We start from the raw sequence: 17,189 nt of genomic DNA on the forward strand, positions 1-17,189 counted from the left end.
GTTTGTAGGCCGCGGTTTTTAAACAAATTTGGAATACGGGCGCTTCGGAAGAGTTCTCATCAACCGGCGGTCTTGCGAGAAATCATCAAGAAACACAGATATGGTCGGATGATCCGTGCATTTTGGCGCAATTTAGGCATAATACGCGGCTTCGAATTTTGACCCCTACAGACCTTTTCTTATGCATAAAGAACCTCGTAAGGTCCGTGAGTTTCGTCGCCGCGAGCAAGAAATTCTCGATACCGCGCTCAAGCTGTTCCTCGACCAGGGTGAAGACAGTGTCACCGTCGAGATGATTGCTGATGCTGTCGGTATCGGCAAAGGCACGATCTACAAGCACTTCAAGTCCAAGGCCGAGATCTATCTGCGCCTGATGCTCGACTATGAGCGCGATTTGAACGAGCTGTTGCATTCGGCCGATGTCGACAAGGACAAGGAAGCCCTGTCCCGCGCCTATTTCGAATTCCGCATGCGCGACCCCCAGCGTTACCGCTTGTTTGATCGCCTGGAAGAGAAGGTCGTCAAGGGCAACCAGGTACCGGAGATGGTCGAGGAGCTGCACAAGATCCGCGCCTCGAACTTCGAACGCCTGACCTTGCTCATCAAGGGCCGCATCAGCGAAGGCAAGCTTGAAGACGTGCCGCCTTACTTCCATTACTGCGCGTCCTGGGCGTTGGTGCACGGTGCCGTGGCGCTGTATCACTCGCCCTTCTGGAGCAATGTGCTGGAAGACCAGGAAGGTTTCTTCCAGTTCCTGATGGACATCGGCGTGCGCATGGGCAACAAGCGCAAGCGCGACAGCGACACCCCGAGCAGCTGAGCCATTCAGCCGCCTTATTGCCCATGAAATCGCTACATGGCGCAGTACCGCAGGAATATACTCAGGCATAGGGCTTGCTAAAACTTGATTTGTGAGTCAAGTTTTACCGGCCCGTATATTCTTCGCCGGAGTCATCATGATCGTCGACCGTCAAGGCAGGCGCTTTCGCAATTTAAGAGTCAGCCTGACCTCAGCCTGCAATTACGCTTGTACCTACTGCGTGCCCAACGGCAAGCGGCTGGTGGCTGCGCAGGATGAATTATCGGCCGAAGCCATGGCGCGCGGGGTGGCCTACCTGATCGAAGCGGCGGGTATCGAGCGCTTGCGCATCACCGGTGGCGAACCCCTGGTCAGCCCGAAACTCGAAGCCTTCATGACTGCCGTCGGGCAGATGGGGCTGCAGGACATCAGCCTGACCACCAACGGGCAGTTGCTGGCGAAGAAGCTGCCGATCCTGGTAGAGGCCGGCATTCGGCGCATCAACGTCTCCCTCGATACCCTGGACGCCTCTGCGTTTCGCGGCATTGCCCGTGGCGGCGACCTGGCGACGGTGCTCGGCGGCATGGACCAGGCCCGTGCGGCGGGCATGAAGGTCAAGGTCAACATGGTGCCGCTGCGCGGCCAGAACCTCGACCAGGTGATGCCACTGCTCGACTACTGCCTGGAGCGTGGCTATGAGCTGCGCTTCATCGAGTTGATGCGCATGGGGCACCTGGCCAGCGATTCCAATGCGTTCCTGCAGCAGTTTGTAAGCCTGCAACAGCTACTGAGCCTGATCGGCGAGCGCTATGAGTATCTGCAGGCCGATGCGCCTGTCGATGCTACCGCCGTGCGCTACGAGATTCCGGGGCAGGGCTACTTCGGCGTGATCGCCAACGAAAGCGTTCCGTTCTGCCGCACCTGCTCGCGGTTGCGCCTGTCGTCCACTGGCTGGCTGCATGGCTGCCTGTCGTCGAGCAATCGCCACTATGTCGGCGATTTGCTGGACAAGCCGCGGCATCAGGCGTTGCCTGCGTTGCAAAGGCTGCTGGTCAAAGCCTTGGGCGATAAGCAGGAAGTGGCGTTTTCCGGTGGTGCCACCGTCATGAAGATTATTGGCGGCTGAGCTGGCGCAAAAGCTGCATCCCACGGCCATTCGCCGGTTTTCCGTCACCGGCCTCTGGAGGATAGGATGCGTAGCCCGGTTTTGCTGCTGGCCATTTTGGCGCTCGGTGGCTGCATGAATGTCAGCGACATGGCCGAAGGGACGCGCTACCACATGAGCGACGCCGGCCTGCTGGACCACAGCGACAGCCGCCGAGTGAATAACCTGCGAATTCAGCCGGACTCCTTCGTCTACATTGCCCAGGGCGCCTTCATGCCGCCTGACAGTGCCGTCTACCCGCGCCCCAACGTGATCGCCGAAGTTGCCTTCGATGGTTTCGTCGAATATTTCCCGATGGTCCGCCGCGCCCGTACCCCCCAAGGTCTTGACCAGGCCATGGGCGAAGCCCGTGCGGTGGGGGCTCATTACCTGCTCTATACCCGTTTCGCCAAGTCCGATGACCGCATCGGCAACTCGGATGAGTGGCTGGATCAGGAAGCCCTGGACCGCCTTGGTATCGACACCGGCGTGATTCAGATCATGTTGATCGAGACCAGCACCCAGTATTTGATTGATACTGCACGTATCCAGGGTCGTGGTGGTCTGCTGACCTTCCACGACGAAAAACCAGAAGACCTGATGGGCCCGCCGCTGCAGCAGTACGCGCGTAGCCTGCTGGGGCTCAGCGACCAGTAATTTCAAGGAGAACGCCATGAGTGGCCCGCAAAAAGCCAACGACCTGCTGGGGCAAATCCCCAAGACCCAAGGCTTGCCACCGGTCCACCTGTGGAACCCCGACTTCTGCGGCGACATCGACATGCGCATCGCCCGCGACGGCACCTGGTACTACCTGGGAACGCCGATCGGACGCAAGCCGATGGTCAAGCTGTTCTCCACCATCATTCGCCGCGACGGCGATGATTACTTCCTGATCACTCCGGTGGAGAAGGTTGGCATCAAGGTCGATGACGCGCCCTTTGTAGCGATTGCGGTGGAGGTGGAAGGTGAAGGCGAGAAGCAGGTTCTGCGCTTCACCACCAACGTCGATGAGACGGCCGAAGCCGGTGCCGAGCATCCGATTCGCGTGGTCATCGATCCCGACACCCAAGAGCCGGCGCCCTATGTGCATGTGCGCACCAACCTCGAAGCGCTGATTCATCGCAATGTGTTTTACCAACTGGTGGAGCTGGCGGTGACGCAAGAGATCGATGGTCAGCGCTGGTTGGGCGTGTGGAGTGGCGGTGAGTTCTTCCGCATCGGCCTGGAGCCTTAATCGGTAAAAATGTGGGCTTGCTCGCGAAGGCGGTGTGCCTGTCACATGGATGTGTAGATGTACAGACGCTTTCGCGAGCAAGCCCACACACATTTGATCTATGTATTGTTTAATATGAGTTTGACAGCCAATCATATGATGATTAGCGTGGACACCCATCGCAAACGGCTTTGAGGTGTCCATGTCCAGCAGTTTTCACGCGTCGACGGTCGATTGGCTGGGCTGCTGGATCGCTGCCGGGCAGGTCAAGCCCGGTGAGGCGCTCAAGGTAGAAGCCGACCTTGGCGAGCAGCTGGGTGTCAGCCGCACCGTTATCCGCGAAGCCATCAAGACCCTGGTCGCCAAGGGCATGCTCGAGGTCGGGCCGAAGGTCGGTACGCGAGTGTTGCCGGTACGGCGCTGGAACCTCTTCGATCCGCAAGTCGTCGGCTGGCTGTCCCGCAATGGGTTGCCGGAAAACTTCGTCGATGACCTGCTCGACCTGCGCCGCACCATCGAGCCGATGGCCGTGCGCTGGGCTTGCGAGCGCGCAACCGCGCAACAGCTCGACGCCATTTTATTGGCCTACAACGCGTTGGAGCGGGCGGTGGACAGCGGCGTCGACTACAACCGCGCCGACCAGCTGTTCCACGAGTGCATTCTCGCCGCCAGCCACAATCAATTCATCGAGCAAATGGTCCCGGCCCTGGGTGCGTTGCTGGCAGTATGTTTCGAAGTGTCCGCCGCCGACCCGGACGAACTGCGCCGCACCTTGCCGATTCACAAGGACATGGCCGACGCCATCGCCGCCCGGGATACCGCGCGGGGCGTGTGGGCCTGCATGACCCTGATCGATAACGCCGACCTGGCGATCAAACGCTTCTATCCGAAGGTCATGGCGGACAAAAAAGCCAGCTGAGCACGAAAAACAATAAGAAAGCAGGAGGTTTCATGGAGTGGACCGCAGTGACCGAACACCGCGCCCGGCTCGGCGAAGGCCCGTTCTGGGATGCGCCGACCCAGGCGCTGTACTGGGTAGACATCGCTGGCAAGCAGGTGCTGCGGTTGATCGGCGCCAACGTGCAGATCTGGCAGATGCCGGAGCACGTGTCGGCGTTCATCCCCTGTACGAGCGGCGATGCGCTGGTGACCTTGAGCAGCGGCGTGTATCGGCTGGATCTGGATTCGCCGGGGTTGCAGCCGCGACTGACCTTGTTCTGCGTTGCCGACCCACGACCCGGCAACCGCGCCAACGAGGCCCGCTGCGATGCCCAAGGCCGGCTGTGGCTCGGCACCATGCAGAACAACATCGGCGAGCAGGGCGATGACCTGCCCGTCGAACGGCGTTCCGGTGGCCTGTTCCGTATTGATCGCGATGCGCGGGTGACGCCGCTGCTGCGTGGTCTGGGCATTCCCAACACGTTGCTGTGGAGCGATGACGCCACCACCGTTTACTTCGGCGACAGCCTCGACGGCACGTTGTACCGGCACTTCATTCGTACCGACGGCCACCTCGAACCGCCCCAGGCCTGGTTCGGCCCACACACTCGTGGCGGCCCGGACGGTTCGGCGATGGATGCCGAAGGTTTTATCTGGAATGCCCGATGGGACGGCAGTTGCCTGCTCAGGCTGACGCCGGACGGGCAGGTCGATCGGGTGATCGAACTGCCCGTCAGCCGACCGACCAGTTGTGTTTTTGGCGATGCCGACTTGAAAACCCTGTACATCACCAGCGCCGCGAGTCCGCTTGGGCATCCGCTGGATGGTGCGGTGCTGGCAATCCGCGTCAACGTTGCAGGAAAGTTCTGTAGTCGATTTGCCGGTTAAATCCCCAAATGTGGGATGCAAATATATATATTGAGATTATCAGTGGGCCAGGTTTATAGTCGGCTCCATCAGTTACACGCACTCACACTTAAAAAAACAAAACAGGTGAAGTGATGCAGCGATATTCCCCCGCACTCCCGCATGGAGTCCGCGTTTCAGAGTACCTCAGTGCTGAAACGTTTTCGCGCCTGCCTGTTTCTTCCACAACGCCTTTTGACCGGCATGCCCGGTTTTCGTCGTGCTTTCGAACAGGAGTCCTGATCCATGGCTGAACCTCTTTCGTTACCACCGGTGCCCGTACCCCCCAAGGGCGAACGTCTGAAAAACAAGGTCGTGCTGTTGACCGGCGCTGCCCAGGGCATCGGCGAGGCGATCGTGGCGACCTTCGCGTCCCAGCAAGCCAAGCTGGTCATCAGCGATATCCAGGCGGAAAAAGTCGAAAACGTCGCGGCGCAGTGGCGGGGCAAAGGGGCTGACGTGGTGGCGATCAAGGCCGACGTTTCGCAGCCGCAAGACCTGCAGGCGATGGCGAGGCTGGCAGTCGAGTTGCACGGGCGGATCGACGTGCTGGTCAACTGCGCCGGGGTCAACGTGTTCCGCGATCCGCTGGAAATGACCGAAGAAGACTGGCGTCGCTGCTTCGCCATTGACCTCGATGGCGCCTGGTACGGTTGCAAGGCGGTGTTGCCGCAGATGATCGAGCAGGGCATCGGCAGCATCATCAACATTGCCTCGACCCATTCCACCCACATCATTCCCGGCTGCTTCCCCTATCCGGTGGCCAAGCACGGCTTGCTCGGCCTGACCCGCGCCCTGGGGATCGAATACGCACCCAAGGGCATTCGCGTCAACGCCATCGCGCCGGGCTACATCGAAACCCAATTGAACGTCGACTACTGGAACGGCTTTGCCGACCCCCATGCCGAACGTCAGCGTGCCTTCGACCTGCACCCGCCGCGCCGCATCGGCCAGCCGATCGAAGTAGCCATGACCGCGGTGTTCCTGGCCAGTGATGAAGCGCCGTTTATCAACGCTTCGTGCATCACCATCGATGGCGGCCGCTCAGTGATGTACCACGACTGAGTCGTGCGGGTTTCAGGCGATTAACTACGCCTGGAATCCAATCATCATACGATATGACTATTGGCAGTACGCTCAACAAAAACAACAAGGAGTCCGCTTATGAATCGTCGTCATGCCATCCGTACCCTGTGCTGTGCCGCCCTGGCGGTCAGCGCGGCCAGCCTCAGCAGCACGCTGCTGGCGGCCGAAGAAGTGAAAATCGGTTTTTTGGTCAAGCAAGCTGAAGAACCCTGGTTCCAGACCGAATGGGCCTTCGCCGAAAAGGCCGGCAAGGAGAAGGGCTTTACCCTGATCAAGATCGCCGTGCCCGATGGCGAGAAAACCCTGTCGGCCATCGACAGTCTGGCGGCCAACGGCGCCAAGGGTTTCGTGATCTGCCCGCCGGACGTGTCCCTGGGCCCGGCGATCATGGCCAAGGCCAAGCTCAATGGCTTGAAAGTGATTGCCGTGGATGATCGCTTCGTCGATGCCAGCGGCAAGTTCATGGAAGACGTGCCGTACCTGGGCATGGCGGCGTTCGAAGTCGGCCAGAAGCAGGGCAGCGCCATGGCCACCGAAGCGAAAAAGCGCGGCTGGGAATGGAAAGACACCTATGCCGTGATCAACACCTACAACGAACTCGACACCGGTAAGAAACGCACCGATGGTTCGGTGAAAGCGCTGGAAGATGCCGGTATGCCGAAAGACCACATCCTCTTCTCGGCCCTGAAAACCCTCGACGTACCGGGCAGCATGGACGCCACCAACTCGGCGCTGGTGAAACTGCCGAGTGCGGCGAAGAACCTTATCATCGGCGGCATGAACGACAACACCGTGCTCGGCGGCGTGCGCGCAACCGAAGCCGCCGGTTTTGCCGCGGCGAACGTGATCGGCATCGGCATCAATGGCACCGACGCCATTGGCGAACTGAAGAAACCCGACAGCGGTTTCTACGGTTCGATGCTGCCCAGCCCGCACATCGAGGGCTACAACACCGCCAGCATGATGTACGAGTGGGTCACCAGCGGTAAAGAACCGGCGAAATACACCGCCATGGACGACGTGACGCTGATCACGCGCGACAACTTCAAGCAGGAACTGGAAAAAATCGGCCTGTGGAACTGAGGGCTGGTTGATTTCATCGGCGGCCCCGGCAACGGGGCGGCCTGATCTGTGTGATGAGGTGGTTATGCGCACGCAAACACAAGTACAGCAACACACCGGCAGTTCTTTCAGTGGCAGTGGCAGCTTGCGCTTCAACGGGATCGGCAAGACCTTTCCCGGGGTGAAAGCGCTGGACAACATCAATTTCGTCGCCCATCCGGGGCAGGTTCATGCCTTGATGGGCGAGAACGGCGCCGGCAAGTCGACCTTGCTGAAAATCCTCGGCGGCGCCTACATCCCGAGCAGTGGCGAGCTGCAGATCGGCGGCCAGACGATGGCTTTCAAGGCCACCGCCGACAGCATTGCCAGCGGCGTTGCAGTCATCCATCAAGAGCTGCACCTGGTGCCGGAAATGACGGTCGCGGAGAATCTTTTTCTCGGTCATCTGCCCGCCAGTTTCGGCCTGATCAATCGCGGCACCCTGCGCCAGCAAGCCCTGGCCTGTCTCAAGGGGCTGGCCGACGAAATCGACCCGCAGGAGAAAGTCGGACGCCTGTCCCTCGGTCAGCGGCAGTTGGTCGAGATCGCCAAGGCCTTGTCCCGTGGCGCCCATGTCATCGCCTTCGACGAACCCACCAGCAGCCTGTCGGCGCGGGAGATCGATCGCTTGATGGCGATCATCGCGCGCTTGCGCGACGAGGGCAAAGTGGTGCTCTACGTCTCCCATCGCATGGAGGAAGTGTTCCGCATCTGCAACGCGGTGACGGTGTTCAAGGACGGCCGTTACGTGCGCACCTTCGAAGACATGAGCGAGCTGACCCATGATCAATTGGTCACCTGCATGGTCGGTCGCGACATTCAGGACATCTACGATTACCGCCCGCGCCAGCGCGGCGCGGTGGCGTTGAAGGTCGACGGCCTGCTCGGGCCGGGCCTGCGCGAACCTGTGAGTTTCGATGCACACAAAGGCGAAATCCTTGGCTTGTTCGGCCTGGTCGGCGCGGGGCGTACGGAGTTGTTTCGCCTGCTCAGCGGCCTGGAACGCAACAGTGCCGGACGCCTGGAGTTGCGCGGTCATGAGCTGAAACTGCGCTCACCCCGGGATGCTATTGCAGCCGGGATCCTGCTCTGTCCCGAAGACCGCAAGAAGGAAGGCATCCTGCCGCTGGCGAGCGTCGCCGAGAACATCAACATCAGCGCCCGTGGTGCGCATTCCACCTTCGGCTGCCTCTTGCGCGGCCTGTGGGAGAAGGGCAACGCCGACAAGCAGATCAAGGCGCTCAAGGTCAAAACGCCCCACGCCGGGCAGCCGATCAAGTTTCTCTCCGGCGGCAACCAGCAGAAGGCCATTCTTGGACGCTGGCTGTCGATGCCGATGAAAGTCCTGCTGCTCGACGAGCCCACCCGCGGCATCGACATCGGCGCCAAGGCGGAGATTTACCAGATCATCCATGACCTGGCCGCCAGTGGCATTGCGGTGATCGTGGTGTCCAGCGACCTGATGGAAGTGATGGGCATCTCCGACCGCATCCTGGTTCTGTGCGAAGGCGCACTGCGCGGCGAACTGAGCCGCGATCAGGCCAATGAATCCAACCTGCTGCAACTGGCTTTGCCGCGCCAACGCGCTGACGGCGTGGCGAACTGAGAGGTGACTATGATGACGAGCCAAAACAACGCACTGCCGACCCCGCGCAAGCCCCTGGACCTGCGGCGCTTTCTCGATGACTGGGTGATGCTGCTGGCGGCCGTCGGGATCTTCGTGCTCTGCACCTTGATGATCGACAACTTCCTCTCGCCCTTGAACATGCGTGGCCTGGGCCTGGCGATTTCCACCACCGGGATCGCGGCGTGCACCATGTTGTATTGCCTGGCGTCCGGGCATTTCGACTTGTCGGTGGGTTCGGTGATCGCCTGCGCCGGGGTGGTTGCCGCGGTGGTGATGCGCGACACCGACAGCGTCTTCCTCGGAGTCAGTGCGGCCCTGGCGATGGGGCTGATCGTCGGGCTGATCAACGGCATCGTGATCGCCAAGCTGCGGGTCAATGCACTGATCACCACGCTGGCGACCATGCAGATCGTCCGCGGCCTGGCCTACATCTTCGCCAACGGCAAAGCGGTGGGCGTGTCCCAGGAGTCGTTCTTCGTGTTCGGCAATGGTCAGTTGTTCGGCGTGCCGGTGCCGATCCTGATCACCATCGTCTGCTTCCTGTTCTTCGGCTGGTTGCTCAACTACACCACCTACGGGCGCAACACCATGGCCATCGGCGGTAACCAGGAAGCGGCGTTGCTGGCGGGGGTCAATGTCGACCGCACCAAGATCATCATCTTCGCCGTGCACGGCCTGATCGGAGCGCTGGCCGGGGTGATCCTGGCGTCACGCATGACCTCGGGCCAGCCGATGATCGGGCAGGGTTTCGAGCTGACGGTGATTTCGGCTTGCGTGCTGGGCGGGGTGTCGTTGAGTGGCGGGATCGGCATGATCCGGCATGTGATTGCCGGGGTGCTGATCCTGGCAATCATCGAGAACGCGATGAACCTGAAGAACATCGATACCTTCTACCAGTATGTGATTCGCGGCTCGATCCTGTTGCTGGCGGTGGTCATTGACCGCCTGAAACAGCGCTGAGGTTTGCGCTGAACCGATTGACGCCTTCGCCGGCAAGCCGGCTCCTACAAGGGCTCGCATGACCTGTAGGAGCTGGCTTGCCAGCGAAGGCGGTGTCACTGACACCCCCTCGATCATCCAGCTACAGGCACTCCCTTGCGTCACCTCCCGTAAATATTTCTTGCCCGTAATAACATGTATCGGTTACTAATTTGTACATGATTAGACAGGTACGATTCGACAAGAAACAACGGGTGGTCGACGAACTCATCCGGCGCATTGAAAGCGGTCTCATGGAGGACGGCTTTCATCTGCCGGGCGAGCATCAGTTGGCTCAGGAATTCAAAGTCAGCCGAGGAACCTTGCGTGAAGCGCTGGCCGAGTTGAAACGGCGTAACTACATTGCGACGCAAAGCGGGGTCGGTTCCATCGTCACCTTCGACGGTGTGGCACTGGATCAGCGCAGCGGCTGGGCCCAGGCCCTGGCCGACAGCGGCGCACTGGTCAACACCGAAGTGCTGCGGCTGGAGGCGGTGACCCGTCCTGACCTGCTGTCGCGTTTTGGCACCGACCAATTCATCACCCTCGACCGACGCCGTCGTTCCAACGACGGCACGCTGGTCTCCCTCGAACGCTCATTGATGCCCGCTACCGGAGGCCTGGAAAGCCTGCCGCGGGTTGGCTTGATCGATAACTCGCTGACCATCACGTTGGCCGCCTATGGCTACATCGGCGAGCGCGGCGATCAATGGATCGGCGCCGAGCCGTTGAATGCAGAAGATGCCGAACTGCTGGGCCGTCCGGTTGGCACGGTATTTCTCAAGGCCTTGCGCACCACCTATGACAGGCAACACCGCTTCATGGAGCAGGTGGAAAGCTTGCTCGACCCTGTGCATTTTCGTCTGCACCTGCAATTTGGACCTTCCAAATGACCGCGCTCGATCGTGCGCTTGGCGCGTTCTACGGCCTGGCCCTGGGCGACGCGCTGGGCATGCCGACCCAATCCCTGAGCCGCGCCCAGATCCAGGCGCGCTTCGGCGACATCAGCGACCTTGAAGATGCCGGTCCGGATCAACCAATCGCTGCCAATATGCCCAAAGGCTCGATCACCGATGACACCGAACAGGCGATCCTGGTCGGTCAGTTGTTGGTCGAGGGCAAAGGCCACATCGAACCCTCGGTCCTCGCACAACGCTTGATCGAATGGGAAGCGGCAATGCAGGCCAAGGGCTCGCAGGACTTGCTCGGCCCTTCGACCAAGCGGGCGATCGAGATGATCCTCGCCGGCCATTCGCCCGAAGAAGCCGGACGCTACGGCACCACCAATGGCGCGGCGATGCGCATCACGCCGGTCGGGATTGCCGCGGACGTGGCCAACCCCGAGCGCTTCATCGATGCCGTGGTGCAGGCCTGCCAGGTCACCCACAACACCACGCTGGGCATCTCCAGTGCGGCGGCGGTGGCGGCGGTGGTGTCCGCCGGGATCAACGGCATGGACCTGGGCGAGGCATTGAACCTCGGCCAGCAATTCGCCCAGCAAGCCGAAGGTTATGGCCATTGGGTGGCGGGCGGACGCATCGCTTCGCGCATCAGTTGGGCGCGCAGCATCAGCGTCGACAGTGATAAGGCGTTGCTCGCCGATTTGCTGTACGAGGTGATCGGCACCTCGGTGGCTTCCCAGGAGTCGGTGGTGGTGTCGTTTGCCCTGGCCCAGCAAGTGGCCATCGGCGAGATGAGTGCCTTCGATGCGCTGTGCATGGCCGCCAGCCTGGGCGGTGACACCGATACCATCGCGGCGATCCTGGGCGCGATGCTCGGGGCCTGCCTGGGGTTGGCGAGTTGGCCGGTGGCGATGATCGACAAGGTCAAGGTCGTCAATGACCTGGAGCTTGAACCGTTAGTGCAGGGGCTTTTGGCCTTGCGTTGACTGGACTGGCCTCTTCGCGAGCAAGCCCGCTCCCACATTAAATCTGTGCCATGCACAAAGTTTGCAGGCGCTGCGGATCAAGTGTGGGAGCGGGCTTGCTCGCGAAGGGGAGCGCCGCGTATTGAAGTTTTTCACCGGGATGTTGTGCCAACTCCCGTATTTGCCCACAACCACAAAAATGGCAACAGGAGCATTTTCATGAGTTCATCGAACGCCGGGCAGAACGCCGGGCAACTGGAAACCCGCGGCATCGAGCCGGTGCCGGAGGCCGAGTGCAACGGGCATCCGCTGCAACTGTTCTGGGTCTGGTTCGCCGCCAACATTTCCATCCTCGGCCTGCCGCTGGGCGCGACCCTCGTGGCCTTTCGCGGGCTGGCGATCTGGCAGGCGGTCATCGTCGCGATCCTTGGTGCCGCCGGTTCCTTCGCGGTAGTCGGGATCATTTCCATTGCCGGCCGTCGTGGCCGCGCGCCGAGCCTGACCCTGTCACGCGCCATCTTCGGCGTGCGCGGCAATATCGGCCCGACCCTGGTCTCGCTGATGTCGCGCCTGGGCTGGGAAACCGTCAACACCACCACCGCCGCGTTCGTGCTGCTGTCGCTGTGCTCGATCCTCTTTGGTTCGCCGGTGGAGGCCAAGAGCGCGCCGCTGCTGACCCTGGTGTTCATCGCGATGTTCGTGCTGTTGACCTTGTCGGTCTCCGGCCTCGGTCACGCCACGTTGCTGGTGATCCAGAAGTGGGCAACCTACGTGTTCGGTGCGCTGAACATCCTGGTCGGCGGATTCCTCTGCGCCACCATCGACTGGAGTGCGGTGTTCAACGCCACGCCGGCGCCGATGAGCGCGATGATCATCGGTATCGGCACCATGGCGGCCGGCACCGGGATCGGTTGGGCCAACGCCGGTGCCGACATGTCCCGTTATCAGCACCGCAGCGTCAAGGCCGTGCGGCTGGTGGCGTCGGCAGCGTTCGGCGCGGGCATTCCGCTGGTCCTGTTGATCACCCTCGGCGGCCTGCTGTCAGTGGGCAATAACGACCTGGCCCAGGCCACCGACCCGATCATCGCCATCCGCGACATGCTGCCGACCTGGATGGCCGTGCCGTACCTGATCACCGCCTTCGGTGGCCTGCTGCTGTCGAACAACCTGTCGGTGTACTCCGCCGGCCTGACCACGCTGACCCTCGGTCTGAAGGTCAAGCGCGTCTACGCCGTGGTGGTGGACATCGTGGCGATCTTCGCCGGTTCGATCTACTTCATGCTGATCGCCGACAGCTTCTATGGCCCGTTCATCACTTTCATTTCCCTGCTTGCGGTACCGATCACGGCGTGGGTCGGGATCTTCGTGGTCGACCTGATCCACCGTCACTACTACAGCCCCAAGGACCTGCTGGACGTCAGCCCGAGCAGCGCCTACTGGTATCACGGCGGCGTCGAGTGGCGCGCGTTCGGTGCCTGGGCGCTGGCGATCGTGCTCGGTTTCAGCTTCACCACCATCGGCACCACGGCAGAAAACGCCTGGTTCAAGGGGTTCCTGTCCGACTCGTGGCTGGGGCATAACGGCCTCGGCTGGATCGTGACCTTCGTGGTCGCCGGTGGCATTTATCTGGTACTCGGCGGGGCGAAGGATCGTCGTGCCGCGCTGGTCGAGAATGCTCATGCCTAAGATGTTGCACACCGGCCAGGTCATCATCGACCTGGTCATGGCCGTGGATAAATTGCCGCAAGCGGGGGGCGACGTGTTGGCGCAGTCCGCCAGTTTCCAGGCCGGCGGCGGTTTCAATGTGATGGCGGCCGCCCAGCGTAACGGCCTTCCGGTAGCCTACCTCGGTCGCCATGGCAGCGGACGTTTCGGTGACCTGGCGCGAGAGGCGATGAATGCCGAAGGCATCCGGATCGGCATCGCTGACCCTGCCGAGCGCGATACCGGGCTGTGCGTCGCCATCACCGACGCTTCGGCCGAACGCAGTTTCGTCTCCTACATCGGTGCCGAAGGCGAGTTGACGGCCGAGGACCTGGCCAGTGTGCCGACCGAGGCGGGCGATTATGTCTACGTCAGCGGCTATAGCCTGCTGCAGGCGGGCAAGGCACAGGCGCTGGTGGATTGGGTGCTGGCGTTGCCGGGCGGGACCAAGGTGGTGTTCGATCCGGGGCCGCTGGTGGATTCGCCGGACATGCCGCTGATGCAGGCGCTTCTGGCGCGCATCGACGTATGGACCAGCAACAGCGTCGAAGCGCTGAAGATTACCGACGCGACGGACATCGCTCAGGCATTGGATCGACTGGCCGGGTCTCTGCCGCGCAATGTGCTCATGGTGGTGCGCGACGGGCCCCAGGGATGCTGGATTCATCAGCGGGGCGAGCGTCGGCACGTGCCGGGTTTCAAGGTGCAGGCGGTGGACAGCAATGGCGCCGGCGATGCCCATGCCGGGGTGTTCGTGGCGGGGCTGGCGCAGGGGTTGTCGGCGTTTGAGGCGGCGCAAAGGGCGAATGCGGCAGCGGCATTGGCGGTGACCCGGTGGGGGCCGGCGACTTCGCCTGGGACTGTTGAGGTGGATGAGTTAATTCGCGCGACTTTCGGCGCTTGATCGATCGTCATCGCCAGCAGGCTGGCTCCCACAAGTTGCGAGGGTGATCACATGATTGATGAACACCATCGAACCCTGTGGGAGCCAGCCTGCTGGCGATGAGGCCATCAGGGCCAATACAGGATTTGACTCTAGCCAGCCTTGCGCAACGCCTCGATCAACTCCTGCTTGCGCCCGGAACCACTGGCACGCTCACCGCCACCGGACTGTTTGTCCTGGTGGGTTCAAACATCCAGCTTGCGTGCCGCCTCGACGCCGGCAGCGCTGAGCTTGATCGGCAGGTTCAGCGAGTGTTCGCCGGCCTCGTTGCACTGCACATTGCCGTGCTGGATCAGGCCACGTTCCTGCAGTGTGGCGAGAGTACTGGCGACGATCTTCTCCCCCCGGTAATTGTCCAGCACCTCCTTGCCCAGGCCACTTGGATGGGCGTGCAGCAGGCGGGTCAGGACTTCTTTTTCCAGGTTTTTATCGACGTTCATGGTTACCTCTTCGTTGCGATGGGTAGGTCGTGCGATGAACTATTGGCTCACGCCCCCTAAAGAGCCCGAGCCACCCTCGGTGGTGGTCGAGCCGATGCCGGGGGCGGCGTTATCCGGTGTCTTGGTATCGGGCTGGTTCAGCCCACCCTGGCGGCCGGCATCGTTGCCCTGGATGCGCGGATCGGTGCCGGTTGACGGTGGCAAGCTGCTGTCGACGCCCGTGCCGTTGGTATTGATGCCGGGGGCGCTCTGGATGGCGGGGGCTCTGGGCGATTCGACCGGGTTGGTCGGGCCGGTGCCGGACGCGGTGGTGGCAGCATTGGCAAGCGGAGATAGCAGGACAACGAGGGCGAGAGCGGTCAACCGGGGCGTGCGCATGGTGGTGTCTCCATCGATTTAGAGTCCTTACCTGATGTTGGTCCACCCCCGTTTCGAATTGGTGCCCGATGAACGACGAACGGTTCAGGCTTGCTGCAATGACCTGGCCGAGATGATCCGCCGCCACATCAGGCGACCCACAGTGATCAGCCAATTGAGGCCCGCGACCGCCAACAGGGTGTACAGCAACGTCGCCATTCCCTGCTCCACGATGATTTTCCCGGCGAGCAGCGGGAAGCCGAACACGCCGATGAAGTAAGACAGGCTGAACAGCAACAAGGATTGCGCGGTGGTGCCGCTCGGCGCCTCATTCGCGGCCTGGCCGTTGATCACCGAATAGGTCAGGCCGTAACCGACCCCGAGCAGCACCGCCGCCAGCACATAGCTCAAGCCATCGTCGACCACGAAGCCGAACATCAGGATCGAGCCCATCATCAGGCCCGACAGCAGGCATGAGGCGCGCAGCGGATCGCGCTTGACCACGAAGCCTGCGATCAGCAGGCGGCTGCTGATCGCCGCACCCATGAAACCGAGGAAGAACATCGAATAATCCAGTGAGCGCGCGGCGGCGTAGCTGGTCTGGAAACTCGACAGGCCACCGAAAACGCAGCCACCAAGGCCGACCATGATGATCGGCAGTGCCGCCCGGGACGACAGCACTTGCGCGGCGGCACGCCAGGAAATCCGCGACACGGCAGTCGATGGCACCGCCGCTTGTTTCAGCTGGCGATCCAGTCGCCAGAACAGCAACACGCCGATCAGGCTGGCCAGCGCGGCCAGGTAAAACGCGGCCGTCACCGGATAGCCAAGGGCGCTGGCGGCACGGCCCAGCAAGGGACCACTGCCGATCCCGGTCATCATGCTGCCCGACAGCAGGGCAAAATATTTCGCCCGTTGCGCTGGCGTCACCAGGCTCGCGACGATGATCGGCCCGAGGGTATAGAACACGCCCCAGCCCAAGCCCAGCAGCAGCCCGAAAAACAGCAGCCAGTGGCCAAAGCCCGGTGTCAGGGCAAAGCCCAGGCTGGCGGCTACCAGCAACAGGCCGAACAGTGCCACCGAGCGGGCTGCACCGAGCAGGTCGCACAGGTGACCGGAAACGATCACCGCGGCGAAGGTGCTGAGCATCGCCGCCGAAATTACGCTGCCAGCATCGTGCTCGTTCCCCCCGCGGGAGCCGATCAGCAAGGACAGCAAAAAGGTCGAGCCGTAGGACAGGGAAAGCAAGTAGCTGGCCAGGCAAAACAGGCCGAACAACTTGCTGGAGACTTGAGGTGTTGCAGTAGACATGATGCGGTTCCTTGACCCGATAGATACCCAGGGCCTCTATCTACCACGCCGGGCGGCAAGGATAGGTCCGAGGTTCGCGATGCCAGGGTTAGCGTCGGGCGGAGTAATGCCCGGTATGACATTTTCATTTGCCATGTGACGAGCGCCACGCACCGCCTTAGTATGGCGTTTTCAACTTCTGACAAGGCATGTCCATGACGATCGAAATCCGCCCGGCAACCCCCAGTGACGCGCCGCAAATCCTCGCGTTCATCACTGAACTGGCCGACTACGAACGTGCTCGCCATGAAGTCATCGCCAGCGTCGCCGACATCGAACGCAGCCTGTTCAGCGAAGTGGCGACGGCCCATGGCCTGATCTGCTTGCGCGCAGGCGTGCCCATCGGTTTTGCCGTGTTCTTTTTCAGCTACTCCACGTGGCTGGGCAGCAATTGCCTGTACCTTGAGGACCTGTACATCACGCCTGAGCAGCGCGGTGGCGGTGCGGGTAAGACCCTGTTGCGCCACCTGGCGAAAATCGCCTGTGCCAACGACTGTGGGCGCTTCGAATGGAGCGTGCTGGAGTGGAACACCCCGGCCATCGACTTCTACAAATCCCTGGGCGCGCAGCCGCAGGAGGAGTGGGTTCGTTACCGCATGGATGGCAAGGTGCTGAGAGAGTTTGCAGACGGTAATTGACCGTGATTTTCCGATGTAAACCCATTCTGTAGGAGCTGGCTTGCCGGCGATGACTATCTCAAGAGCAGTGCATTGCTTGAGAATTGATCGCCGGCAA

The 17,189-nt window shown here is 61.5% G+C and carries 18 protein-coding genes; 15 read left to right on the plus strand and 3 right to left on the minus strand.

What is annotated here, in order from left to right:
- Positions 1-181 precede the first annotated feature (181 nt).
- The 14 genes from ACYP2Q_RS15185 to ACYP2Q_RS15250 all read left to right on the plus strand — a co-directional run bounded on the left by ACYP2Q_RS15185 (position 182) and on the right by ACYP2Q_RS15250 (position 14,268).
- Positions 182-820 carry a TetR/AcrR family transcriptional regulator gene (locus ACYP2Q_RS15185; protein WP_007945721.1) on the plus strand — a complete coding sequence of 213 codons (639 nt, stop codon included), beginning with the start codon at positions 182-184 and terminating at the stop codon, positions 818-820.
- A gap of 136 nt (positions 821-956) precedes the next feature.
- Positions 957-1,925, plus strand: a complete 969-nt coding sequence (locus tag ACYP2Q_RS15190; protein WP_459731177.1) for a GTP 3',8-cyclase MoaA — start codon at positions 957-959, stop codon at positions 1,923-1,925.
- 66 nt (positions 1,926-1,991) lie between these two features.
- Positions 1,992-2,600, plus strand: coding sequence for a DUF4823 domain-containing protein (locus tag ACYP2Q_RS15195; RefSeq protein ID WP_459731178.1), 609 nt, complete (start codon positions 1,992-1,994; stop codon positions 2,598-2,600).
- A gap of 16 nt (positions 2,601-2,616) precedes the next feature.
- On the plus strand, positions 2,617-3,177 hold the full coding sequence (locus tag ACYP2Q_RS15200) for a DUF1285 domain-containing protein (RefSeq protein ID WP_459731179.1): 561 nt from the start codon (positions 2,617-2,619) through the stop codon (positions 3,175-3,177).
- A 181-nt stretch (positions 3,178-3,358) separates the two neighbouring features.
- Positions 3,359-4,075: a FadR/GntR family transcriptional regulator gene (locus ACYP2Q_RS15205; RefSeq protein WP_459731180.1), complete on the plus strand. Its 717-nt coding sequence runs from the start codon at positions 3,359-3,361 to the stop codon at positions 4,073-4,075.
- Positions 4,076-4,107: 32 nt separating this feature from the next.
- Positions 4,108-4,983 (plus strand): SMP-30/gluconolactonase/LRE family protein, encoded by an 876-nt coding sequence (locus tag ACYP2Q_RS15210; RefSeq protein WP_459731181.1) that lies wholly within the window; start codon positions 4,108-4,110, stop codon positions 4,981-4,983.
- Positions 4,984-5,247: 264 nt separating this feature from the next.
- Positions 5,248-6,066, plus strand: coding sequence for an SDR family oxidoreductase (locus tag ACYP2Q_RS15215; RefSeq protein ID WP_459731182.1), 819 nt, complete (start codon positions 5,248-5,250; stop codon positions 6,064-6,066).
- Between the two features lie 99 nt (positions 6,067-6,165).
- Complete coding sequence (locus ACYP2Q_RS15220; RefSeq protein ID WP_459731183.1) at positions 6,166-7,170, plus strand: substrate-binding domain-containing protein; 1,005 nt, start codon at positions 6,166-6,168, stop codon at positions 7,168-7,170.
- 64 nt (positions 7,171-7,234) lie between these two features.
- The gene (gene araG / locus ACYP2Q_RS15225) at positions 7,235-8,794 is read left to right on the plus strand and encodes an L-arabinose ABC transporter ATP-binding protein AraG (protein WP_459731184.1); all 1,560 of its coding nucleotides are present in this window, start codon (positions 7,235-7,237) and stop codon (positions 8,792-8,794) included.
- Between the two features lie 12 nt (positions 8,795-8,806).
- The gene (gene araH, locus ACYP2Q_RS15230; RefSeq protein ID WP_459731185.1) at positions 8,807-9,775 is read left to right on the plus strand and encodes an L-arabinose ABC transporter permease AraH; all 969 of its coding nucleotides are present in this window, start codon (positions 8,807-8,809) and stop codon (positions 9,773-9,775) included.
- A gap of 197 nt (positions 9,776-9,972) precedes the next feature.
- Positions 9,973-10,686: a GntR family transcriptional regulator gene (locus tag ACYP2Q_RS15235; RefSeq protein ID WP_459731186.1), complete on the plus strand. Its 714-nt coding sequence runs from the start codon at positions 9,973-9,975 to the stop codon at positions 10,684-10,686.
- Positions 10,683-11,681: an ADP-ribosylglycohydrolase family protein gene (locus ACYP2Q_RS15240; RefSeq protein ID WP_459731187.1), complete on the plus strand. Its 999-nt coding sequence runs from the start codon at positions 10,683-10,685 to the stop codon at positions 11,679-11,681. Before ACYP2Q_RS15235 ends, ACYP2Q_RS15240 begins: the two co-directional genes overlap by 4 nt.
- A 198-nt stretch (positions 11,682-11,879) precedes the next feature.
- Entirely contained in the window at positions 11,880-13,346 is a 1,467-nt protein-coding gene (locus ACYP2Q_RS15245; RefSeq protein ID WP_459731188.1) for a purine-cytosine permease family protein, read from the plus strand.
- Complete coding sequence (locus tag ACYP2Q_RS15250) at positions 13,339-14,268, plus strand: PfkB family carbohydrate kinase (protein WP_459731189.1); 930 nt, start codon at positions 13,339-13,341, stop codon at positions 14,266-14,268. The genes ACYP2Q_RS15245 and ACYP2Q_RS15250 overlap by 8 nt, the downstream gene beginning before the upstream one ends.
- A gap of 224 nt (positions 14,269-14,492) precedes the next feature.
- Here ACYP2Q_RS15250 and ACYP2Q_RS15255 read toward each other — a convergent pair whose 3' ends face one another.
- From ACYP2Q_RS15255 to ACYP2Q_RS15265, 3 genes are all read right to left on the minus strand, one after another.
- A complete protein-coding gene (locus ACYP2Q_RS15255; protein ID WP_459731190.1) occupies positions 14,493-14,747 on the minus strand; it encodes a hypothetical protein in 255 nt (84 codons plus the stop codon).
- A 39-nt stretch (positions 14,748-14,786) separates the two neighbouring features.
- Positions 14,787-15,125: a hypothetical protein gene (locus ACYP2Q_RS15260; protein WP_459731191.1), complete on the minus strand. Its 339-nt coding sequence runs from the start codon at positions 15,123-15,125 to the stop codon at positions 14,787-14,789.
- An 84-nt stretch (positions 15,126-15,209) separates the two neighbouring features.
- Positions 15,210-16,415: an MFS transporter gene (locus tag ACYP2Q_RS15265; RefSeq protein WP_459731192.1), complete on the minus strand. Its 1,206-nt coding sequence runs from the start codon at positions 16,413-16,415 to the stop codon at positions 15,210-15,212.
- A 194-nt stretch (positions 16,416-16,609) separates the two neighbouring features.
- On the opposite strand from ACYP2Q_RS15265, the gene ACYP2Q_RS15270 reads away from it, so the two are divergent.
- Entirely contained in the window at positions 16,610-17,092 is a 483-nt protein-coding gene (locus tag ACYP2Q_RS15270) for an N-acetyltransferase family protein (protein WP_459731193.1), read from the plus strand.
- The last annotated feature ends 97 nt before the right edge of the window (positions 17,093-17,189 follow it).

Source organism: Pseudomonas sp. MHK4, assembly GCF_054600775.1.